This window comes from Bacillus sp. ISO11, assembly GCF_003458115.1.
In the GTDB taxonomy this organism is placed as follows: domain Bacteria; phylum Bacillota; class Bacilli; order Bacillales; family Bacillaceae_G; genus Bacillus_A; species Bacillus_A cereus.
The window spans coordinates 25,062-44,684 of the sequence record NZ_QXCO01000012.1 but is presented as its reverse complement, the minus strand read 5'-3'; the positions used below and the strand labels follow the sequence as shown (position 1 = coordinate 44,684).

The following is a 19,623-nucleotide window of genomic DNA, read 5'->3' as shown; positions in this document are numbered from 1 at the left end:
GTAATATTTATATTACTTTCGGGAATAGTAAGTACAACTTTACACGAAGGAGTGTCTCTATTGCTTCTCTTTTTATGTAACGTGTCGTTCTTTTTCATCTTATTTTTGCTATCGCTTAAGTTACTCGGTAAATCCGCGTTAGCGCAACTAACTCCTCATGATTTTGGGGCTATAATTTTTTTATCTTATTTAGCTTTCCAGGCCATACCCGTCTCTGGTGCTTTACAAGCATTTCTCGGTATGGTTGTTATCACATGTTTACATTTACTCCTTACAAAATTAAGCCTATTCAACAAACTAAATCGTTTTATTCTCGGACACCCTATCATTTTAATTAAACATGGTGATATTATTTTTGAGAACTTACAAAAAAGTAGATACCCCATTGCAGAACTGCTTTCTAATCTTCGCGTTGCAGGATATCCAAGTGTTCATGAAATTGAATACGCTATTTTAGAAGCGAACGGCGCTATTAGTATTTTACCAAAAAGAGAACTTGTACCATTAACTCCAAAAGATTTAAACATAGATGTTAAGTATGCTGGATTACCAATTGCACTTATCGTCGATTCACAAATTCAATATGATAACTTAAAGTTAATACATAAAGATGAAAAATGGTTATATAAAGAATTAAAAGAAAAAGGAATTACAAATATTAAAAACGTTGCCTTTGCTTCTGTTCAAGAAACGGATGGATCTTTTGCTATTAGTTTAAAGGAATAAGAAAATCCCCTTAATTGCTTAAGGGGATTTTTTATCATATCGCTTCTTTCTCTCCTGCCATATTTAATGGAACAGGATGTTTCATACGATTCATCGTAAATACGATAATCGCTGTCATTACTTCTGCAACTGGCATAACGAGCCAAATTCCATTTATACCAAATAGTTTCGGCATAATCCATAACAATGGAATAATAAATAGTAATCCTCGGCTCATTATAATAAGTACTGATTTCTTCGTTTGTCGCACTGATTGGAAGTACTCTCCATACACAATGTTATAACCTAAAAATACGTATTGGATAAAGAATAAACTAATACCTGTTAAGGTTAACTCCAATAATTCTGGAGATTGAACATCAAATAAACCAATGATATATTTCCCGAAGAATAATCCGACAATTATCGCAACGCCTCCAAGGACAACTGCAATTTTCACAGCAAACTTCAATCCTTCACGAAGTCTCTCTGATAAATTTGCCCCGTAATGGAAACTAGCAATTGGCTGTAATGCTGCTCCAACACCAAAGAATAATAGTAATGTCATTGCATGAATACTATTCACCATCGCATAGGAAGCTACTCCTACTTCTCCTGCATATTGGACAAATGCGATATTAAAACCAATCGTTACGATTGCAACCGTACTTTCTGCTGTAAAACTTGGGAAACCAATCACCATAATTTGTTTGACAGTATCCCATTCAAAATGAAATTTCGTCCACTTTAAAATACTACTTTTTCTAAAGAAATGGGTTAATAATACAAGGAAACCAATCGCTGCCGAAAGAATAGTCGCTGAGGCAGCACCTGTTACGCCCCATCCAAAGATAAAAATAAAGATATAGTCAAACACTATATTTAATACAGCCGTTACAACAAGACCAGCCATTGCTAAATTAGGATTTCCATCATTTCGTATAAATGTACTTAAAATATTTTCTAAAACGTATATCATTCCAAATGTTAATAATACGTGTAAATAGTCTAACGCATATGGTAGAATCACTTCGTTTGCACCAAATAAGTATGCTAAATCTTCTATTCTCCATAAGCAAATCGCTGCTAAAATCCCTACGATAACAACTGCTACCGTCATTGATTGAGTAAAAATAGACCTTGCTCTTTCTCGTTTATTTTCACCTAATGCAATGGAGTATAACGTTGCCCCGCCCATTCCGATCCATAATGAAATAGAGAAGAAAATCGAAAAGGCTGGAATAGCCACGTTCACTCCTGCTAAACCGTTCGCCCCAACTCCTCTACTAATCATAACCGCGTCAATTACAATATTCACTGACATTAATACCATTCCAAGAACTGCTGGTATTAAATAAGAAATAAATAAGCTTTTAATTGGTTTTTCTCTTAATTTTTCTGTTGCTTCCATACTCTAATATGCTCCTTTTTTTCAACTCTCTTTTCTTAGTTTAAACCTTCAAGTAACTTTAAGGTCAATAGAGAATTAAAAAATAGGTGACTTAATTATCGCGTTTGATGCTCATTTGTAATTATACGAGTCCTATAACTTATTGCTTTGTTTTTTCATTATAGGAATTTGAATTTCTGTTACTTGCTCCTCAGGATCTTCTGTTACAGACCAATCAATTAATGCAATCTCAATTGCATCTCCACTTATTTCGTATCCTTCTTGATCAATATATTTCATTAGCTTCTTATATGTTTCATCAGTTTCTTCATATGGCCCATGATGATATACACAGGCAAACATACCTTCTTTAATTTCATCTGAACTCTGTACTTCAAAAGGCATATAATCCAAAAGAATAAATACACTGCTATATGCTTGAAACTCATTTTGCATTAACCCTTTTTTCGCAACAGTTACACCAATATCTCCAGAAAATAAGCTATCATCCATTTGCCTCATATTTTTTTGCAACGAATGAATGTAGTACTCAAACATATCATCCGTCGTATTCGGGGCAACCGCAATAGCTGTTATTTTTCGCTGCGGGATCTCTTTTATTACCATTTGTTCAGCTTTTGCTTTTGTTGCTTCCTTAATTAAATGAATTCTATGCTCCATTTTCGCCAAAGCATACTCAATTTCTCTTTGTTTCTTCAGCATCATCTCTTGTTGTTTTTCCAGTAAATTGAGTGCGTATGCTGGATTTCTTTCATCAATATATTTTTTAATTTCCTTTAATGGAATGTTTAATTGGCGTAAAAACTTAATCGTATCTAATAGTGAAAATTGATCGATTGTATAATAACGATAATTCGTTTGAGGATCAACAATGGACGGATGAAAAATTCCTTTTTCATCATAATACCTTAATGTAGATTCTGCGATATTATGCATTTTTGCCATTTCTCCAATTGTAAAACGTTTATTTAATAACATCTTTTATTTCCTTCCATTTCTATTTATTTCATTATATGTTCATTTTGTCTTCAAAACAAAAAAGAATTCCCATACGAGAATTCTTTTTTTACTATTAAACCTCTATTATTATAGGAAGAATCATCGGCTTTCGTTTTGTATTTGTATATATATACTTCCCTAACGCTTCTCTTACCTCCCTTTTCAAAATACCCCAGCTATTCACATTCTCTTTCTTTAAATTATTAATTGTAATAACAGCTAATTTATTTAATTCTCTTAAAAATTCTTCTGAATCACGAACATAGACAAATCCACGAGAAATAATATCAGGACCTGAAATTATTTCTCCATCCACTTTATTAAAAGTAATAACTATAACGAGCATTCCATCTTCTGAAAGTTGTTTACGATCACGTAATAATGCATTTCCAACATCTCCAATTCCTAATCCATCTACATATATATTTCCTGCCTGTATTCTTCTAGATTGAATTGCCACTTCATTACTTATATCTACAACATCTCCATTACGTACGATAAAGATATTTTCCTTTTCAATACCAATTGATTCTGCTAACAAACTATGGTGATGTAGCATTCTAAACTCTCCATGAATTGGAATAAAATATTTTGGCTTCATTAATGTAAGCATTAACTTCAACTCTTCTTGATATGCATGACCGGATACATGCACTCCAGTAGAACTACCTGATCCGTAAATCACCTTTGCTCCTAATGCAAATAAATTATCGATAATTCGAGAAACGTTACGTTCATTTCCTGGGATAGGTGTCGCGGCTATAATAACCGTATCTTCTGGTAAAATATCCACTTGTCTATAGTTTCCACTAGCTAAACGCGCTAAAGCTGCCATTGGTTCTCCTTGACTTCCTGTACAAAGTAATACAACCTGCTTTGGATCTAAACGATTTACCTCATTTGCTTCAATTAACATACCTTCTGGAATATGTAAATAACCTTTCTCTAGAGCAACTTCTACTACATTTACCATACTTCTCCCGAGCAAAGCCAATTTTCGATTTGTTTTTATGCAAGCTTCAACTATTTGCTGAACACGATTCACATTAGAAGCAAATGTAGAAATAATTACTTTTCTATTTGCTTTCATAAATATTTCCTCTACCCGTTCTCCTACTGACCTTTCTGATGGAGTAAAACCTGGGCGTTCTGCATTTGTGCTTTCAGATAATAAAGCTAGTACACCTTCACTTCCTATTTTAGCCATTTTATGAATATCAGGATGTTGATTATTTACTGGTGTTAAATCAAATTTAAAATCACCTGTATGTACTACAGTACCTTCTGGTGTATGAAAAACAATACCGAGACAATCCGGAATACTGTGGTTCGTTTTAAAAAAGGTTGCCTTAATAGAACCACAATCAATTTCTGATTCTGAATGAATAACGATTAATTCCGTATCATTTTGAAGATTGTGTTCCTTTAATTTAATTTCAATTAAACCTAACGTTAACTTTGTTGCATAGATTGGTACATTTAGTTGTTTTAAAAAATATGGTATTCCGCCAATATGGTCCTCATGCCCGTGCGTTACTACTAAACCGCGAATTTTTTCTTTATTTTCTTGCAAATATGTGACGTCTGGAATTATTAAATCAATCCCTAATAAACTTTCATCTGGAAATTTAGATCCACAATCAATGACGACAATATCATTTTCATATTGGATAGCATACATATTTTTTCCTATTTCATTTACTCCACCTAAAGCAACAATAGACAAGTTATTTTTTAATGAATTCAAATGATAAAACCTCCTTTTCACATTTATAATTCGTGAAATAGCATTTAGGCTTTATTATTTGTAATGAAAAAGGACTTCATACTATTTCATACATATAAAAATTCACACACTATTCTTATATGTATATCTCTAATAACACCGTCTCTCTCTAAAAAAGCTCCCATTTTTTCATTGATTTTTTGCAAAATATATTATATATTAATTACAGGTTCAAATTACAAGTTCAAAAGAACTCGTAATCAGACCCTTTTGTTTAATGGGTTTTACATATTTTCATTAGGCAAATTCCGAGAAATCGTATGATAAAACTAAAAATGATGAGGAGAGGATCAGATGGAATTCGAATTTTTCTTTCAAATTGCACTTATTTTATTAAGTACAAAGCTTGCTGGTGATCTTAGTGTTAGATTAGGTCAACCTTCTGTACTAGGTAAATTAATTGTCGGTATCGTTATCGGTCCAGCTGTATTAGGTTGGATTGAAAATTCAGAGCTTCTAACTCAATTAAGTAATGTCGGGGTTATTCTTCTAATGTTTATGGCTGGACTTGAAACAGACTTAGAAGAATTAAACGCCAATCGTAATTCTTCTTTAGCAGTTGCACTCGGAGGTATTATTCTTCCATTCGTAGGTGGTTACGTTTCCGGCCTTGTTATGGGAATGGAACAAGGAAACGCTGTATTCTTAGGATTACTTCTATGTGCGACAAGTGTTAGTATTTCCGTACAAACACTTCGTGATTTAGGTAAAATGAAAACACGTGAAAGTACGACGATGCTTGGAGCCGCTGTATTTGATGATATTCTTGTTGTTATTTTATTAGCATTCGCAATGAGCTTCTTAGGCACTGATGATGTTAACTTAACAATGGTTATCTTGAAGAAAGTAGTATTCTTCGCTTCTATTATTTTAATTGGATGGAAAGGTGTTCCAGCAATTATGCGTTGGTTGTCACCACTGCGCGTATCTGAGTCTATCGTGAGCGCAGCTCTTATCATCTGTTTCTCATTCGCATATTTCGGCGAACTATTAGGAATTGCTGGTATTATCGGTGCTTTCGCTGCTGGTATTGCAATTTCTCAAACAAACTACAAACATGAAGTAGAAAAGAAAGTAGAACCAATTGCTTACGCTATGTTCGTTCCGGTATTCTTCGTTAGTATCGGTATGAATATTACATTTGACGGTATTGGCAATCAAATTTGGTTCATCTTAGCATTAACAGTAATCGCTGTATTAACGAAACTAATTGGTTGTGGTGTTGGTGCACGCATGACTGGATTTGATGCTAAGTCTTCTGCAATTATCGGTGCTGGAATGGTTTCTCGTGGTGAAGTTGCACTTATCATCGCAGGAACAGGTCTTTCTTCTGGGCTATTGGCACAAGATTACTTTACAGCAATCGTTATTGTCGTTATTTTAACTACAATGATTACACCACCAATGTTAAAATACACGTTTGGTGCAAAAGATAAAGCAATGAAAGCAAGTAAATAAGTTTACTATAATAAAAGGAGATTGCTATTTTATAAGATAGCAATCTCCTTTTTGTTTTATCTTTAAACAATCTCGTTCTTTTTTAACCATTTTCAAAAATAGTTCGTGCTTCTTCATCATCCATATCATTACTAAATGAATACATCATAATGCCGTAATTATCTATATATTCACCTAGCTTCATTTCCTCCACTTTCTTATAAAAATCTTCCACCTCATAGTGCGGAATATAAGCATCCCAAACCGGCTCATTCATTCTCTTATACGCCGTCACTTCTAAATCATATCCGTCTTCATAAATGTGATAATGTTTGTTCGGATCATATTTATCCATTAAAAGTCCCCTCTACTAAACAAAAGCGAGCCTTATATTAAAGCTCGCTCCTCTCTCTATTTATTAAATACGTTCCATCGCCGTCTTCAACGTTCCAACAACAAAGGCAATTTCTTCACTTGAAATAATAAGCGGCGGTGCTAATGTTAAGACGTTATTATATCCTGCTGTCGTCATACCGTTTCGTCCTATAATAAGCCCTTTTTCTTTACAAGCATTTACGACACTTGCGATTTTGTCGTTATCAATTGGCTCTTTCGTCTCTTTATCATTTACTAATTCAATTCCAACTAATAGACCTTTTCCTCTAATATCCCCAACAAGCGGATGTTCCCCAATTTCATCTTTTAGTTGCTCTAATAAAAGGGAACCCATTTGCGCAGATCGCTCAATTAAATTTTCATTTTCCATAATCTCTAAGTTTTTAAGGGCTAATGCACAAGCTGCTGGATTTCCACCAAATGTATTAATATGTCGGAAGAATTCATACTCTCCCTTCCCTTTAAATGCTTCATATATTTCTTTTTTCACAGCTGTTGCAGATAATGGTAAATATGCGCTCGTAATCCCTTTTGCCATCGTAATAATATCTGGCTTCACATCATAATTCATAAATCCAAATGCTTTTCCTGTACGTCCGAAACCGCAAATTACTTCATCACTAATAAGCAAGGCACCGTGTTTTTGACACGTTTCATGAACAGCTTTCATATAGTCTTGTGGTGGCATTAATATGCCCCCGCCTGTAATAATTGGTTCCATAATAAAAGCGGCAATTGTTTCACTTAATTCCCACGTCATAACACGATCGACTTCTTTCACACATTCTACATCATAAATATGCTGCCCTTCAATTTCAGGCATACGGTAACAATCCGGTGGTGTTACGTGTAAAAAGCCTGAAGCAAACGGTTCATATTGATATCTACGCTGCGCTTGTCCCGTCGCTGCCATTGTCGCCATTGTATTCCCGTGATACCCACGATAACGTGACATAAATTTATAACGATGTGGTTCACCTTTTTGCGCATAGTATTGTCTTGCTATTTTAAAAGCTGTTTCGTTCGCTTCTGAACCACTATTTGAGAAGAAAATAACATACTCTCCCCCAAGCCACTCATTTAATTTTTCAGCAAGCTTTATAGCTGGTTCATGAGATTGTGACATTGGAAAGTATGATAATGTTTGTAATTGCTTATAAGCCGCTTCTGCGAGCTCCTTTCTTCCATATCCACTATTCACACACCAAAGACCACTCATACCATCTAAATATCTTTTTCCTTGTATATCTTCAACCCAGCACCCTTCAGCTTTTGCCCCTACCATTGTACTATTTGGACTAAAGGGACGCATTCCGTGCCAAACATATTGCTCATCTTTTGCTAATAATTCATCAGTTTGCTTCGTTTTCATCATTACTTCCACCTTCCATAACAACTTATTTTTCACAAAAGCTGCGCTGGTGCCATGATGACTTAAATTTCTCCCTGCTATTTTCATTCCACAAAATTAAGACAAATCCTACTTACAAATCAGTAATATTTACAAGAAAATGACAAAAGAAAAAAGAGCTTTTCTTATCTATCGAAAAGCTCCTCTTTTATTTAATGTGAAGACGCATCACTAATACCGTGACCAGTATTAGATTTCACAAGAATTTCATCAAATTTCGCTGCATCTTCTTTCTTACTAGATAAAACAGTTCCTAAATATGCTGCAAGAAATCCGAGCGGAATTGAAATAATTCCTGGTGTCGTATATGGGAATATCGCTTCCCCAACAAAAATAGCTTTTCCAGCTACAGGGTTCCAAACATTCGGACTCAACGCTACGAGAACAATTGCTGATACGAGCCCTACAATCATACCGGAAATAGCACCCGTTGTATTAAAACGCTTCCAATATATTGTAAATAAAATCACTGGTAGATTTGCACTCGCTGCAACTGCAAATGCTAATGATACTAAAAATGCTACGTTTAATGTTTGGGCAAATAATGCAAGTATGATAGATAATATCGCTACTCCAATAGATGCATACCGAGCCATAGATACTTGCTCTTTTTCCGATGATTTCCCTTTGCGAATGATCTCATTATAAAAATCATGAGCGAATGCTGATGCTGCCGTTAATACGAGACCTGCCACTACAGCCAAAATTGTTGCAAAAGCAATTGCTGATACGAAAGCAAATAAGAAGTCTCCACCTAACGCTTTGGCTAATAAAGGTGCTGCCATATTACCCGCTGGGTTCGCTTTAATAATCGCTTCATTTCCTACAAACGCTGCCGCACCAAATCCTAAGAAAATCGTCATAATATAAAATGCACCAATTAACCATGTCGCATATACGACAGATTGACGTGCAGTTTTTGCATCACGTACTGTAAAAAAGCGGACAAGTATATGTGGTAATCCAGCTGTACCAAGTACTAGTCCTAAATTTAAAGAAAGTGTATCAAGGCCATCCTTATACTTTACACCTGGATTTAAAAATGAATCTTTTAATGGTGTAGCTGTTTTCATTTGGGCAAACATTTCAGTCACGCTGAAGTTGAATTTTGCGAAAACGATAACAGAAATAATAAACGTACCGGCCATAAGTAATACAGCCTTTACAATTTGTACCCAGCTCGTTGCTGTCATACCACCAAAAATAACATACACCGTCATAAGTGTTCCAACGATTAATACAGATGTCGTATATTCAATCCCTAATAATAATTTAATAAGTGCACCCGCGCCAACTAATTGTGCAATCATATAAAAGATAGAAATCGTCATCGTATTAAGAGCTGCAACTCCGCGAACTTTTTTCGCGTCAAAGCGTGCTGCAATCATATCCGCCAAAGTGTACTTTCCTAAATTTCTAAGCGGTTCTGCAACAAGATATAGTACAACTAAATAAGCAACTAAAAAACCGATACTATAAAAGAATCCATCAAACCCAGTTAATGCGATTGCTCCAGCTATACCGAGAAATGAAGCAGCAGACATGTAATCTCCAGCAATGGCCAGACCATTTTGCCAACCAGTTAATCCCCCTCCAGCCGTATAAAATTCACTCGCATTTTTCGTTTTTTTCGATGCAAAATAGGTTATGACGAGCGTACCAAGAACAATAATTAAAAATAGTGCAAATGCAGTAGTATTCAAGTTCAGCCCCTCCCTTTTTGCATATCTTGCAAAATTTTTCGGGAGATTTCATCAAATGATTCTGCTTTTTTGCTATAAATCATACATAGTGCCCATGTCATAATAAATTGGGAAAAAGCAAATACCCACGCCCATGTAACGTCTCCAAATGCAGGTGTATTAAGCACCTTTGAATACGATGTTAGAATAGGTAATGCGATAAAAAAACTAAAAAAGAAAATACTCATTGGAATGATAAACTTCTTTTTCGTATTTAATAACAATTGAAATTCTTCCGACTGAACGACCTCTGTATAATTCACCTCATTTTGCAACTTACGTGCTGACGTATCGTCTCGTTTCATTAACCGATCCCCTCTCTTACTTAAAATACACTTACCCCTTGCATACCTAAAGACTAAATTTTATAAATATTCAGAAACTTATATTCATTTTAGACAATCCATGCATTCATGCAAAGATTTTTTGATAGACATTTTTCGGCAATTTCCCCTAAATTTTTAATATACTTTTTCAAAATAAAGTGACACCTTACTTATTTATCCTCATTAAGACAAAAGTAGTGCTTAACGCACTACTTTTGTCTTTTTTTCCTTTTCTAAATTACGAGCCGTTTCGCTTAACTCAACATCTTTTCCGTCTTTAAGTGTTCCAAATATAAAATCGAATACTGGATTTGAAACACCAAACCAAAACTTTTCGTTTTTATAATGGTGTAATATATGTTGTTTTTTTAGCCATCTTCCAAACTTAGTGACGGGACGAATCGGTCTATGAGCAATATAATGTTTCCATTCGTAAACGAGCAGCATAATAATCATTCCGATTCCAAATGAAAGTGCAATAGTAACACTTTTTGTAATACCATATGCTATAAGTAAATATATAGTAAAACTAGGTATACTAAACCATACAGGTAAAAACAAAAGTTTTAAATCATCTGGATATACGTGGTGATCATAATGCAATCTTCTTAACATTTTTAATAGAAATGTGTTTTTAGGTGGCTTTATATGGAATAAAAAACGATGTGTCATATATTCATTAAGTGTATAGAAAACAATCCCAAACACACATGCTAACATGCCAAACCACGTAAAAAATTGCATTTTTAAAATAATAATGAAAATAAATAGAATGCTATACATAATAACAATATCATGTTGTAAAAAGAACTCTTTCCCCACTTTCTTCATCTTGTTTCCCCCTTTTCCAAAAAAACAGCCGCAACATATCGTTACGACTATTTCTTTTCTATTCTTATTCTATTCACTTTACAAATTTGCCTGTTGTTCTATTGCCGAGAAAAAATTGTTTGATCCAAATATATTTTGCTTCGGAATAATATGTTCCACTGCAAACACTGTTACTTCTCCTCTTTGCACTTCTCCAATAATGAGCCCAAATATTTCATGATTTACTGCAAACGTCGGTTGCTTTGTTTGTAACAATCTTGCAGCATTATGAAATACCGCTTCATATAGTGGATTTCTATCAGTAATTTCTTTTCGGATTTTTGGCGCTAACGTAATTATAATTTCTTTTCCGTCAATAGTGGTTCGATACATAAAAATCTCCCCTTCAATCTTATGTGAACAACTGTAAAGCTTTGTATGCAAAATGTATAGAGTAACCTACTAAAATAATACCTGCTCCGGCTGTTATGTAGCCAAGCGCTTTTGGTTTTAATAAAGTTCTTCCAAAATGTACAGAAAAAGCAATATTTAAATTCCATAAAATAATACCAACAATAATGCAAAGACTGTACAAAAAAGCTTCTTGTTTCGTTACCTTCGTAAGTAATGAGCTAAGTGTACTTCCGTATATACCAAACCAAAAAACAAGATTTAATGGATTGGATATCGCAATTAAAAATCCTGCCATAAACGATTGCTTAAGGCCACCTACCTCTTCTTTTTTATATTCCATATTCGATTCGAAAATTCCTTGTTTTACACTTTGAAATCCTAAATAAAATAACAAGAAAAAACCCGTGCAATACATGAAGGCTTGTACATATGTATACATAAACACAGAAGATAAACCGAAATAAATGAGAAGCATAAATAAAACATCTGCAGTCATTCCACCAATTCCAACAACCCAAGCGTGCCAAAAACCACGTTCAATTCCTCGTTTTAACATTTCAATATTAATCGGCCCTACTGGCGCAGCTAATGATATACCTAATACGATTTGCTGTATAATTGCTCCAATCATCGCTCTATCCTTTCTACTCTCTTTACTACTAGTTAATGATGTAATTTTAAAAAATAGACTAGCTTTCATAATAAAATACCCTTTTTTATCCAAAATATACAAAAGAGCCATCTAGATGATGGCTCTTACTTTTCTATCCTATGAAGAAAAGGACATTTCCCTTTTATTGGCTCTACATCGTCTCCTATGAAATATTGTTTCCATTCACGATGCTCTGGGTCACCATAATGACTAATGTTAGGATGTTTCGGCAATTGATCCCACTTTTCAACTCGCTCACGGACCATTTGTCTTGAATATGCTCCTTTAGGACGATCTCCCTCTAATCCATCAAAAATAGTGCGTGGCTGAAACCCAATAACGAGAGAATTCCCTAAATGTCTAGTTTTTCGTTGTTTATAAGCTGGCGCATTTCCAAATGCGAATATTGGCTCACCACCAAATGAAAATTCCCATAAATAATGGTCTGGGTCTTCAGGAATTTGCTTTGGCCATGCTTGATTATCGTTTTCATGTAAATACTGTAACACTTTCCAAAAAGAATCACGGTAATATTCGAGTGATTGTTCTTCACATTCCGGTTCTACAAAAAGGAAAAAGCCCCTTCTTACAATCGGTCTCTCTTTCATTAACTCTAAAAAAGATAACATTGTATGCGGCAAATGACTCCAATCATTATGAGAAAGAAATGAATAACGAAGTTCATTCTTTTTCAAAGCTGTTAAACCGAAATAACATGGAAAAGTTGGTTCTAACACAACATTTGAAAAAATCTCAAATTCTTTTGCAACCCAATCCGGTATGTCGGTTCTCGTTCTCATTCCTTCATTATCTAATAAGTAAGACTTATTCATTCTTTCACCTCATTATGTATAGCATTCAATTAAGAATATTACATACTCGGCCTGTCCTATACCTATTTAAAAATTTGACTGGAAAATTATTTAAAAATACAAAAAAATAAAATCGCTTACTTGACTAAATTCTCCCAATTCGTGTATATTTAAATTAATCATTTAGCAGAATATTCAAGAATATAGCATTTTTAGTTTATATTATTTTTTTAATGAATTTCACTAAATGAAAATAGTAAACGCTTTTAGGAGGAATTGTAACATGCAAGGAAAAGTAAAATGGTTTAACAACGAAAAAGGTTTTGGATTTATCGAAATGGAAGGCGCTGACGATGTATTCGTACATTTCTCTGCTATTCAAGGAGACGGCTACAAAGCTTTAGAAGAAGGTCAAGAAGTATCTTTCGACATTACTGAAGGTAACCGCGGACCTCAAGCTGCTAACGTAGTAAAACTTTAATCCAACATATAACAGGAGGTTGCCTTACTTGGTAACCTCCTTTGTTATTCCTTTGTATATTTCCGTTTTACAGAGCAAAAACTATGTGAAATGCGCACTATACAAAGGAGGAATTATTAATGGGATCAGAAGTAAATGATTTTGAAGAAGTGAAATTCCGTGTAGAAACAGCACAAAAAATGGTAGGATCAGCAACAATTTCAATGGATCCAGATACATTAGAGCATGCTACTACTGCTGTAGAAGCAGCTCGCTCTCAGCTTGAAATTATGAAATCTGTTGCAACTGATTTAGATGAGCCATTTTTAATGAATGAGGAAAAGAAATTAAATAAATGTGAGCATCAACTAAACGAAGCAAGACACTAAAAAACATCCAGAGAATTTTCTCTGGATGTTTTTTCATGACAACTGTTCTCCATACTTTTTCAATGTTTCTCCAACTGTACATTGCCGTATACAAAATGAATGGGCATAATATTTACTATTTGTCTTTCGATTATGTTCTCGCAAGAAACATCCTTCACAATACGTTTCTAATAAGTCATTTACCTCTGTAATGAGTTGCTTTTTATCCACCTTTGCACCTCTCTATTCAGTTATTTCTTTATGACTATCAATAACTGTTCCTTCCAATGCTTGCGTAGCTAATTGATGTGCTTCTTTATTTTGTTTTCTAGATATTGGTTCACATATAAGTTTTAATTTCATTTGCTTCGCCTTTTGTTCAATTTGATCTAAATAATGGTTTAAATGCTCATCATAACAAGGCCATTCTCCGGCTAATTGCTGCAGTACAACTTGAGAATCACCGCGAAGTGTGACTGCTTCATACTTAATCCCTAATTCCTCGAGTATATTCATACCGTATAGTAACGATGCATATTCCGCTTCATTATTATCATATATACCTTCTATATATGCATTGCGGCGAATCCGGTAGTTTGTATTTCCTTTTTTATAATACACACATATACCAACGCCAGCTTCTTTCGTTTGCACATCATACCCCCCATCAAAATAAACGAGTATTTCTTGGGGATCTTCCTCTACTTGCTTACTTAACTTTTTCATCTCTTTTAATGACCATTCTGCGTCCATTTCATCATAAAATGAAATTTCTTTTACTCTTCCTGTTTTCTCAAAATCCTCTGCAAATTGAAGTACTTCTTCTATGTTCATATACTCTGTCGTTAATTCCGTCTGCAATCCGCGCTTCGTTTTATACAACCAATGAATTTTATATTTCATACTACATTCCCCTTATGTAAGACTTCTTATTTATCCGGCTAATTGAAGCCTCACTTTATTTTATTATATTTTATCAAGAGTCACAGTATTATATTCAATATAATCACATACAAAAAGAGCCATCCTATATAAGGAATAGCTCTTTCATCTATTACATAAATCTTTCAAATTGTACTCGCTTATTAATCCAGTACATTACAGGCATACCGATCGCCATTACTACGAATTCACCTGCTGCACATGTTAACCAAGTCCACATAAATGGTAGGTCAAATGCAAGATGAAGTTCAATTGCAATCATAAACATTGTAATCGTAAAGATAACTGTATTAAAAATCATACGAGCCCAAACACCTTTAATAAATCGCATAGAAATAATCGTTGCAACTAATGCAAGAATAGATTGCCCTACTCCAAATACTAAATCATAAGCGATCATAGGTGAGAAAAAGAGATTCGTTAAAAATACACCTAATACAATTCCGTAAATTGCTTTCTTGTTAAATACAACGAGATGATTAAACATCTCTGAAATACGAAACTGTACATTCGTAAAGCCAAATGGCTGAATAAGCATAGAAACAGCAATATATAATGCCGCTAAAATACCATTACCGACTAATGTTCTAATATTCATGACAAAATCTCCTTAGTTTTTTTACGTGGGATGGTTTCGAACCACGTTATTCTTTTTTTAGCAACAAGATTATATTTTACGTGGTAGCCCCTCTTTCGTCAATAGATTTCCTATCATAAACTACCTTTTTCCTTTTAGACAACGTATAATGAAACATATGAAAGATTTAGGAGGTTTCACTTCATGACAGCAACAATTCAAAATGAAAAAGTGATCGTTTCCATTTCTGACAAAGGTGCAGAATTACAGAGCGTTCGCTTAAAAGAAGACAACATAGAATATTTATGGCAAGGTGATTCTACTTATTGGGGACGCCGTGCACCAATTTTGTTCCCAATTGTCGGTCGATTAGTAGATAATACATACTACGTAGACGGTAAACCATATTCATTAACACAACACGGTTTCGCTCGTGATCTTACTTTCTCTGTGAAAGAACAAAGCGAAACAAAGATCACTTATATCGTTACTAGTAATGAAGAAACATTAAAAAAATACCCATACGAATTCGAATTACTCGTTTCTTATGAGCTAGATGGACAAAGTGTTCATGTAACATATGAAGTAAACAATCCTACTTCTAAAGAAATGTTCTTCTCAATCGGCGCACATCCTGGATTCAACTTCCCTTTATTGGACGGTGAATCATTTACAGATTATCACTTATCGTTTAATGGTTCGGAACGCTTAGAAACAAGCGTATTAGAAGGACCTTATCTTTCAAACAAAAAGCAATTAATCGCTGAAAATACGACTGAATTGCCACTTACATACGATTTATTCAAAAATGATGCACTTATTTTTGAACATATGAATACGAATGAAATTTCGATTCGTTCTCATAAACATAATAAATTTGTAAAAGTAGAATTTGATGGATTTCCATTTGTCGGCGTATGGACACCAGGGGATAACGCACCTTTCTTATGTATTGAACCTTGGTATGGAATCGCTGATGAAGTAAATCCAGCAAAAGATTTCAAGGACAAAAAGGGAATTCAATCTTTACAAGCGAATGAAACATTTACATGTCGTTACAGCATCACAATCGGATAACTACTCTATCCCCTACTTCAAAAAAATATTTAAGTAGGGGATAATCTTATAATTTGGAGGTTTCTCATTTTGATTGAAGTATATATTGATGGTGCATCAAAAGGAAATCCTGGTCCTTCTGGTGCAGGAGTGTTTATTAAAGGCGTTCAGCCGCCTGTACAATTATCAGTACCACTTGGAACAATGTCCAATCATGAAGCAGAATACCGCGCTTTACTTCTAGCATTAAAATATTGCATTGAGCATAATTATAGCACTGTCTCTTTTCGTACAGATTCGCAGCTTGTTGAGCGGGCTGTTGAAAAGGAATACGCAAAAAATAAAATATTTGCACCTCTTTTAGATGAAGCACTACAGTACATAAAAAACTTCAATCTCTTTTTTATTAAGTGGATTCCAAGTAGTCAAAATAAAGTAGCTGATGAATTAGCTAGAAAAGCTATCTTACAAAATTAACGGGGGTATGAGTGTGAAAAAAGAGTGGATTGCTCCTCTTGCTTTATTATTTGTCTCTTTTATTTGGGGAGCTACGTTTGTTGTCGTTCAAAACGCTATGTCTTTCGTTGGTCCATTTACGTTTAATGGTATTCGTTTTTTATTCGCTGGAATTATTTTATTATTCGTTCAAATTATTTTCTCACAGAAAACTTCAAAACAAGAATTAAAACATAGTAGTTTAGCTGGATTAATAGTTGGGTTCTTCTTATTTGTCGGCTATTTATTACAAACATTTGGCTTACTTTATACAACTTCTTCAAAAGCAGGTTTCTTAACTGGGCTAAGCATTGTTATGGTCCCAATCTTATCCTTTATCTTTTTAAAACAAAAAGCCACCATTTTCATCGTACTTGGTATTGCTGTAGCTACAACAGGTTTGTACTTATTAACAGCTGCTGATTCTTTCCAATTAAATATAGGAGATATACTTGTTCTCGGTTGTGCAGTCGCTTTCGCTGCCCATATTCTTATTAACGGCTTCTTTTCTAAAAAAATATCACCCTTATTATTAAGCACATCTCAAGTATTAGCTGTTGGTATATTTTCTTCTATTTGCGCTTTCTTGTTTGAAGATTGGGAAAAGTTATTTTCAGTATCACTATGGACGAATCAATCCTTTTTATTCGCACTCTTTCTAACTGCCCTGTTTGCAACATCTATTGCTTTTTTCATTCAAACATCGGCACAAAAACACACTTCTCCAACGAGAGTAGCAATTATTTTCGCAATGGAGCCCGTTTTTGCTGCATTAACAGGCGTTCTCGTTGCAAATGAACAACTTTCTATTTCTGCTATTATCGGATGTCTATGTATTTTTCTAGGCATGATTTTTGTTGAATTACCTTCCAAAACAAAAAAAGAAGCGCAGGCTGCGTGAAGTTACGCTTGTAACTTCCGCATAAAAGCCTTAGCGCTTTTTTTATCTGTAATTTCTTCCTCTTTCAATCGTTCTAATAACGCAACGAAATAACTACCATCAAACTGCAATTGATGTTTAATTGTCGCTTCTATTGCTGCGTTCACAATCCCATCAGACGCACCAGTATATCCTTGTCCAAACATAATAAACCCTTGTGCTTCCTCTGATAATTTAAATCCTTTCGTATGTAAGAATGAAAGATAATCTTCTACTGTTTGCATGTTATTCCCACCTACTCAAAAATTCTCCATCTCCTATCATACATGTTTTTACACGCTATGAGAATGAAATTTCTTTGACAACTTTGTAAATCAATCTTCTACTTCTCTTACAATGGAGGATTTTCTAACAATCTGAAGGAATATGTACAGTGGAACTTATTTCATATTAAAGGGGAGACACGATGAAACAAGCACTATTAATTATCGACGCTCAGCAAGAATTAATTGATGGAAATGAGCAAGAAAATGAAGTTTTTCGTAAAACCGAGCTATTATCTACACTAAATATAGCCCTCCAGAAAGCAATAGATTCAAATGCTCTTATTGTTTTCGTAAGAGATATCGATGTTGCTTCTGGTAGTGGCGAAGGATTTGAAGTACATAATCAAATTCAAGTACCCCAGTCTGCAATCTTTATTAATAAAGCAGCAACCAATTCATTCTACGGTACTTCTTTACTTGAACTTTTAAAAGAAGAAAACATTAATCATATTGTTATAGGCGGATGTAAAACAGAACATTGCATTGACACTGCCGTTAGGACAGCAACTGTACAAGGATTTGACGTTACATTAATTAAAAACGGTCATTCAACAACTGATTCTAACGTATTGTCTGCAGAACAAATTATTGGTCATCACAATAAAACTTTACACGGTCATTATAACGTTGATCATTTTTCTATGGTGCGAGATATCGAGGAAGACCTCTTTCAGCCGACTCATGACCAATATCGTGATTAAATTGGCTCAAAAAAGAATCCTTCATTTAAAAGGGTTCTTTTTTATCCAAAAATTTGCGCTGCAATACTATATAGTTCACTATTTCTTTTTAATAACCGATTACTATTTTTCATCATAATTGGTGGTGTATTCACCTTTTTAAAACCAGCAATCTCTAATTCTTTCATGAAATCGTTCTTTCCTTCTGGTACATCCATTCTTAATTTTCCATTATGCCCTCTTGCTAAATCATGTACTATTCTCATTGCCATCTCATTATTTTTAGCAACGACTGGTCCTATTATTTTATTTTCTGGCGTTTGTATACTTATACCGTATCCTACTACATTTTCTTTCGTATCCTTTACAACGACACACTGCTCACTTTGCATAATTCTTTGTTTTAAAAACTCGTTTCGGCTTGTTCCAAATGCGCCTTTATCTATTTTTATTATTCCTTCTAAATCACTCTCTTTATAAACCATCATATATTCTTCATTTTCTGCACATTTATGATTCGCATTGTACGAGTTACAAATATATTTAGAAACATAGCTTACTACCTTAAATCCTAATTTTTTATATAAGGGCTTTCCTTCATCCGTAGCAATAAGCATAAATGGAGTTTGAGCTGATACGCTATTCATGCATGAATTTGTAATCATCTTTCCAATTCCTCTTCCTTTATAATCTGGATGTACAATTACCATTCCGATAGATGCCAACGCCTCCCCATATAATATTATTGCTGCGCTAGCAATAAGTTTTTTTCTCTCATTCCATACGCCGTATACAATACCTGAGTTAAAAATTGTTTCAACTTCTTCTCTGTTATAATCCCAGCCAATATAAGAAGATAATGCTACAATATCGCCTATTTGTTCTTCCCTAAGACGCTCCAACCTAATTTCTAATTCAATCATACTCCATCCCCTTAT

At 34.3% G+C, this 19,623-nt stretch carries 23 protein-coding genes, 1 pseudogene and 1 riboswitch; of the genes and pseudogenes, 8 read left to right on the top strand and 16 right to left on the bottom strand.

Annotated features, from left to right (window positions below; all coding sequences use genetic code 11):
* The first annotated feature begins 60 nt into the window (after positions 1 to 60).
* Positions 61 to 726: a DUF421 domain-containing protein gene (locus D1166_RS14770; protein ID WP_000923922.1), complete on the top strand. Its 666-nt coding sequence runs from the start codon at positions 61 to 63 to the stop codon at positions 724 to 726.
* A gap of 34 nt (positions 727 to 760) precedes the next feature.
* Here D1166_RS14770 and D1166_RS14765 read toward each other — a convergent pair whose 3' ends face one another.
* From D1166_RS14765 to D1166_RS14755, 3 genes are all read right to left on the bottom strand, one after another.
* Positions 761 to 2,116: an MATE family efflux transporter gene (locus tag D1166_RS14765; protein ID WP_000388390.1), complete on the bottom strand. Its 1,356-nt coding sequence runs from the start codon at positions 2,114 to 2,116 to the stop codon at positions 761 to 763.
* 132 nt (positions 2,117 to 2,248) lie between these two features.
* A complete protein-coding gene (locus tag D1166_RS14760; protein ID WP_000925910.1) occupies positions 2,249 to 3,094 on the bottom strand; it encodes a MerR family transcriptional regulator in 846 nt (281 codons plus the stop codon).
* 94 nt (positions 3,095 to 3,188) lie between these two features.
* On the bottom strand, positions 3,189 to 4,862 hold the full coding sequence (locus tag D1166_RS14755) for a ribonuclease J (RefSeq protein ID WP_053514220.1): 1,674 nt from the start codon (positions 4,860 to 4,862) through the stop codon (positions 3,189 to 3,191).
* Positions 4,863 to 5,195: 333 nt separating this feature from the next.
* Here D1166_RS14755 and D1166_RS14750 point away from each other — a divergent pair, with 333 nt between their 5' ends.
* Entirely contained in the window at positions 5,196 to 6,359 is a 1,164-nt protein-coding gene (locus tag D1166_RS14750; protein WP_000393904.1) for a cation:proton antiporter, read from the top strand.
* 62 nt (positions 6,360 to 6,421) lie between these two features.
* On the opposite strand, the pseudogene D1166_RS14745 reads toward D1166_RS14750, so the two are convergent.
* From D1166_RS14745 to D1166_RS14710, 8 genes and pseudogenes are all read right to left on the bottom strand, one after another.
* A pseudogene (locus D1166_RS14745) lies at positions 6,422 to 6,693 on the bottom strand (DUF3986 family protein).
* 63 nt (positions 6,694 to 6,756) lie between these two features.
* A complete protein-coding gene (locus D1166_RS14740) occupies positions 6,757 to 8,106 on the bottom strand; it encodes an aspartate aminotransferase family protein (RefSeq protein ID WP_000850959.1) in 1,350 nt (449 codons plus the stop codon).
* A gap of 191 nt (positions 8,107 to 8,297) precedes the next feature.
* Positions 8,298 to 9,848 (bottom strand): solute symporter family protein, encoded by a 1,551-nt coding sequence (locus tag D1166_RS14735; RefSeq protein WP_001098233.1) that lies wholly within the window; start codon positions 9,846 to 9,848, stop codon positions 8,298 to 8,300.
* A gap of 2 nt (positions 9,849 to 9,850) precedes the next feature.
* A complete protein-coding gene (locus D1166_RS14730; RefSeq protein ID WP_000817366.1) occupies positions 9,851 to 10,192 on the bottom strand; it encodes a DUF485 domain-containing protein in 342 nt (113 codons plus the stop codon).
* A gap of 222 nt (positions 10,193 to 10,414) precedes the next feature.
* Positions 10,415 to 11,044 (bottom strand): sterol desaturase family protein, encoded by a 630-nt coding sequence (locus tag D1166_RS14725; RefSeq protein ID WP_000755400.1) that lies wholly within the window; start codon positions 11,042 to 11,044, stop codon positions 10,415 to 10,417.
* A 78-nt stretch (positions 11,045 to 11,122) separates the two neighbouring features.
* On the bottom strand, positions 11,123 to 11,416 hold the full coding sequence (locus D1166_RS14720) for a hypothetical protein (protein WP_000286362.1): 294 nt from the start codon (positions 11,414 to 11,416) through the stop codon (positions 11,123 to 11,125).
* Positions 11,417 to 11,435: 19 nt separating this feature from the next.
* On the bottom strand, positions 11,436 to 12,179 hold the full coding sequence (locus D1166_RS14715) for a LysE family transporter (RefSeq protein ID WP_001196839.1): 744 nt from the start codon (positions 12,177 to 12,179) through the stop codon (positions 11,436 to 11,438).
* A gap of 14 nt (positions 12,180 to 12,193) precedes the next feature.
* A complete protein-coding gene (locus tag D1166_RS14710; RefSeq protein ID WP_001043769.1) occupies positions 12,194 to 12,922 on the bottom strand; it encodes a YqcI/YcgG family protein in 729 nt (242 codons plus the stop codon).
* Positions 12,923 to 13,184: 262 nt separating this feature from the next.
* Between D1166_RS14710 and cspB the strand changes: the two genes are divergently transcribed.
* Positions 13,185 to 13,382: a cold shock-like protein CspB gene (gene cspB, locus D1166_RS14705; protein ID WP_001161731.1), complete on the top strand. Its 198-nt coding sequence runs from the start codon at positions 13,185 to 13,187 to the stop codon at positions 13,380 to 13,382.
* A gap of 119 nt (positions 13,383 to 13,501) precedes the next feature.
* Positions 13,502 to 13,750, top strand: a complete 249-nt coding sequence (locus D1166_RS14700) for a DUF2564 family protein (RefSeq protein ID WP_000534392.1) — start codon at positions 13,502 to 13,504, stop codon at positions 13,748 to 13,750.
* Positions 13,751 to 13,783: 33 nt separating this feature from the next.
* Here D1166_RS14700 and D1166_RS14695 read toward each other — a convergent pair whose 3' ends face one another.
* The 3 genes from D1166_RS14695 to D1166_RS14685 all read right to left on the bottom strand — a co-directional run bounded on the left by D1166_RS14695 (position 13,784) and on the right by D1166_RS14685 (position 15,269).
* Positions 13,784 to 13,960, bottom strand: coding sequence for a zinc-finger domain-containing protein (locus D1166_RS14695; RefSeq protein WP_000358801.1), 177 nt, complete (start codon positions 13,958 to 13,960; stop codon positions 13,784 to 13,786).
* Between the two features lie 12 nt (positions 13,961 to 13,972).
* The gene (locus tag D1166_RS14690; RefSeq protein WP_000875554.1) at positions 13,973 to 14,632 is read right to left on the bottom strand and encodes a ribonuclease H family protein; all 660 of its coding nucleotides are present in this window, start codon (positions 14,630 to 14,632) and stop codon (positions 13,973 to 13,975) included.
* Between the two features lie 151 nt (positions 14,633 to 14,783).
* Positions 14,784 to 15,269 (bottom strand): QueT transporter family protein, encoded by a 486-nt coding sequence (locus tag D1166_RS14685; RefSeq protein WP_001026471.1) that lies wholly within the window; start codon positions 15,267 to 15,269, stop codon positions 14,784 to 14,786.
* Between the two features lie 6 nt (positions 15,270 to 15,275).
* Positions 15,276 to 15,320: riboswitch (PreQ1 riboswitch) on the bottom strand.
* A 132-nt stretch (positions 15,321 to 15,452) separates the two neighbouring features.
* Here D1166_RS14685 and D1166_RS14680 point away from each other — a divergent pair.
* From D1166_RS14680 to D1166_RS14670, 3 genes are all read left to right on the top strand, one after another.
* Positions 15,453 to 16,325, top strand: coding sequence for an aldose 1-epimerase family protein (locus D1166_RS14680; RefSeq protein WP_000127397.1), 873 nt, complete (start codon positions 15,453 to 15,455; stop codon positions 16,323 to 16,325).
* 69 nt (positions 16,326 to 16,394) lie between these two features.
* Positions 16,395 to 16,781: a reverse transcriptase-like protein gene (locus D1166_RS14675; protein ID WP_000573881.1), complete on the top strand. Its 387-nt coding sequence runs from the start codon at positions 16,395 to 16,397 to the stop codon at positions 16,779 to 16,781.
* A 13-nt stretch (positions 16,782 to 16,794) separates the two neighbouring features.
* Positions 16,795 to 17,700: a DMT family transporter gene (locus D1166_RS14670; protein WP_000712602.1), complete on the top strand. Its 906-nt coding sequence runs from the start codon at positions 16,795 to 16,797 to the stop codon at positions 17,698 to 17,700.
* 2 nt (positions 17,701 to 17,702) lie between these two features.
* Here D1166_RS14670 and D1166_RS14665 read toward each other — a convergent pair whose 3' ends face one another.
* Entirely contained in the window at positions 17,703 to 17,963 is a 261-nt protein-coding gene (locus D1166_RS14665; RefSeq protein WP_001195212.1) for a DUF6123 family protein, read from the bottom strand.
* Between the two features lie 182 nt (positions 17,964 to 18,145).
* On the opposite strand from D1166_RS14665, the gene D1166_RS14660 reads away from it, so the two are divergent.
* Entirely contained in the window at positions 18,146 to 18,706 is a 561-nt protein-coding gene (locus D1166_RS14660; RefSeq protein WP_000806320.1) for a cysteine hydrolase family protein, read from the top strand.
* 41 nt (positions 18,707 to 18,747) lie between these two features.
* Here D1166_RS14660 and D1166_RS14655 read toward each other — a convergent pair whose 3' ends face one another.
* A complete protein-coding gene (locus tag D1166_RS14655; RefSeq protein WP_097856428.1) occupies positions 18,748 to 19,608 on the bottom strand; it encodes a GNAT family N-acetyltransferase in 861 nt (286 codons plus the stop codon).
* Between the last annotated feature and the right edge of the window lie 15 nt (positions 19,609 to 19,623).

Coding starts and splice junctions, on each gene's coding strand:
- D1166_RS14765 (WP_000388390.1), bottom strand. CDS start 2,116: ATGGAAGCAACAGAAAAATTAAGAGAAAAACCAATTAAAAGCTTATTT.
- D1166_RS14685 (WP_001026471.1), bottom strand. CDS start 15,269: ATGAATATTAGAACATTAGTCGGTAATGGTATTTTAGCGGCATTATAT.
- D1166_RS14725 (WP_000755400.1), bottom strand. CDS start 11,044: ATGAAGAAAGTGGGGAAAGAGTTCTTTTTACAACATGATATTGTTATT.
- D1166_RS14700 (WP_000534392.1), top strand. CDS start 13,502: ATGGGATCAGAAGTAAATGATTTTGAAGAAGTGAAATTCCGTGTAGAA.
- D1166_RS14680 (WP_000127397.1), top strand. CDS start 15,453: ATGACAGCAACAATTCAAAATGAAAAAGTGATCGTTTCCATTTCTGAC.
- cspB (WP_001161731.1), top strand. CDS start 13,185: ATGCAAGGAAAAGTAAAATGGTTTAACAACGAAAAAGGTTTTGGATTT.
- D1166_RS14655 (WP_097856428.1), bottom strand. CDS start 19,608: ATGATTGAATTAGAAATTAGGTTGGAGCGTCTTAGGGAAGAACAAATA.
- D1166_RS14660 (WP_000806320.1), top strand. CDS start 18,146: ATGAAACAAGCACTATTAATTATCGACGCTCAGCAAGAATTAATTGAT.
- D1166_RS14720 (WP_000286362.1), bottom strand. CDS start 11,416: ATGTATCGAACCACTATTGACGGAAAAGAAATTATAATTACGTTAGCG.
- D1166_RS14740 (WP_000850959.1), bottom strand. CDS start 8,106: ATGAAAACGAAGCAAACTGATGAATTATTAGCAAAAGATGAGCAATAT.
- D1166_RS14710 (WP_001043769.1), bottom strand. CDS start 12,922: ATGAATAAGTCTTACTTATTAGATAATGAAGGAATGAGAACGAGAACC.
- D1166_RS14665 (WP_001195212.1), bottom strand. CDS start 17,963: ATGCAAACAGTAGAAGATTATCTTTCATTCTTACATACGAAAGGATTT.
- D1166_RS14730 (WP_000817366.1), bottom strand. CDS start 10,192: ATGAAACGAGACGATACGTCAGCACGTAAGTTGCAAAATGAGGTGAAT.
- D1166_RS14750 (WP_000393904.1), top strand. CDS start 5,196: ATGGAATTCGAATTTTTCTTTCAAATTGCACTTATTTTATTAAGTACA.
- D1166_RS14760 (WP_000925910.1), bottom strand. CDS start 3,094: ATGTTATTAAATAAACGTTTTACAATTGGAGAAATGGCAAAAATGCAT.
- D1166_RS14715 (WP_001196839.1), bottom strand. CDS start 12,179: ATGGCTCTTTTGTATATTTTGGATAAAAAAGGGTATTTTATTATGAAA.
- D1166_RS14690 (WP_000875554.1), bottom strand. CDS start 14,632: ATGAAATATAAAATTCATTGGTTGTATAAAACGAAGCGCGGATTGCAG.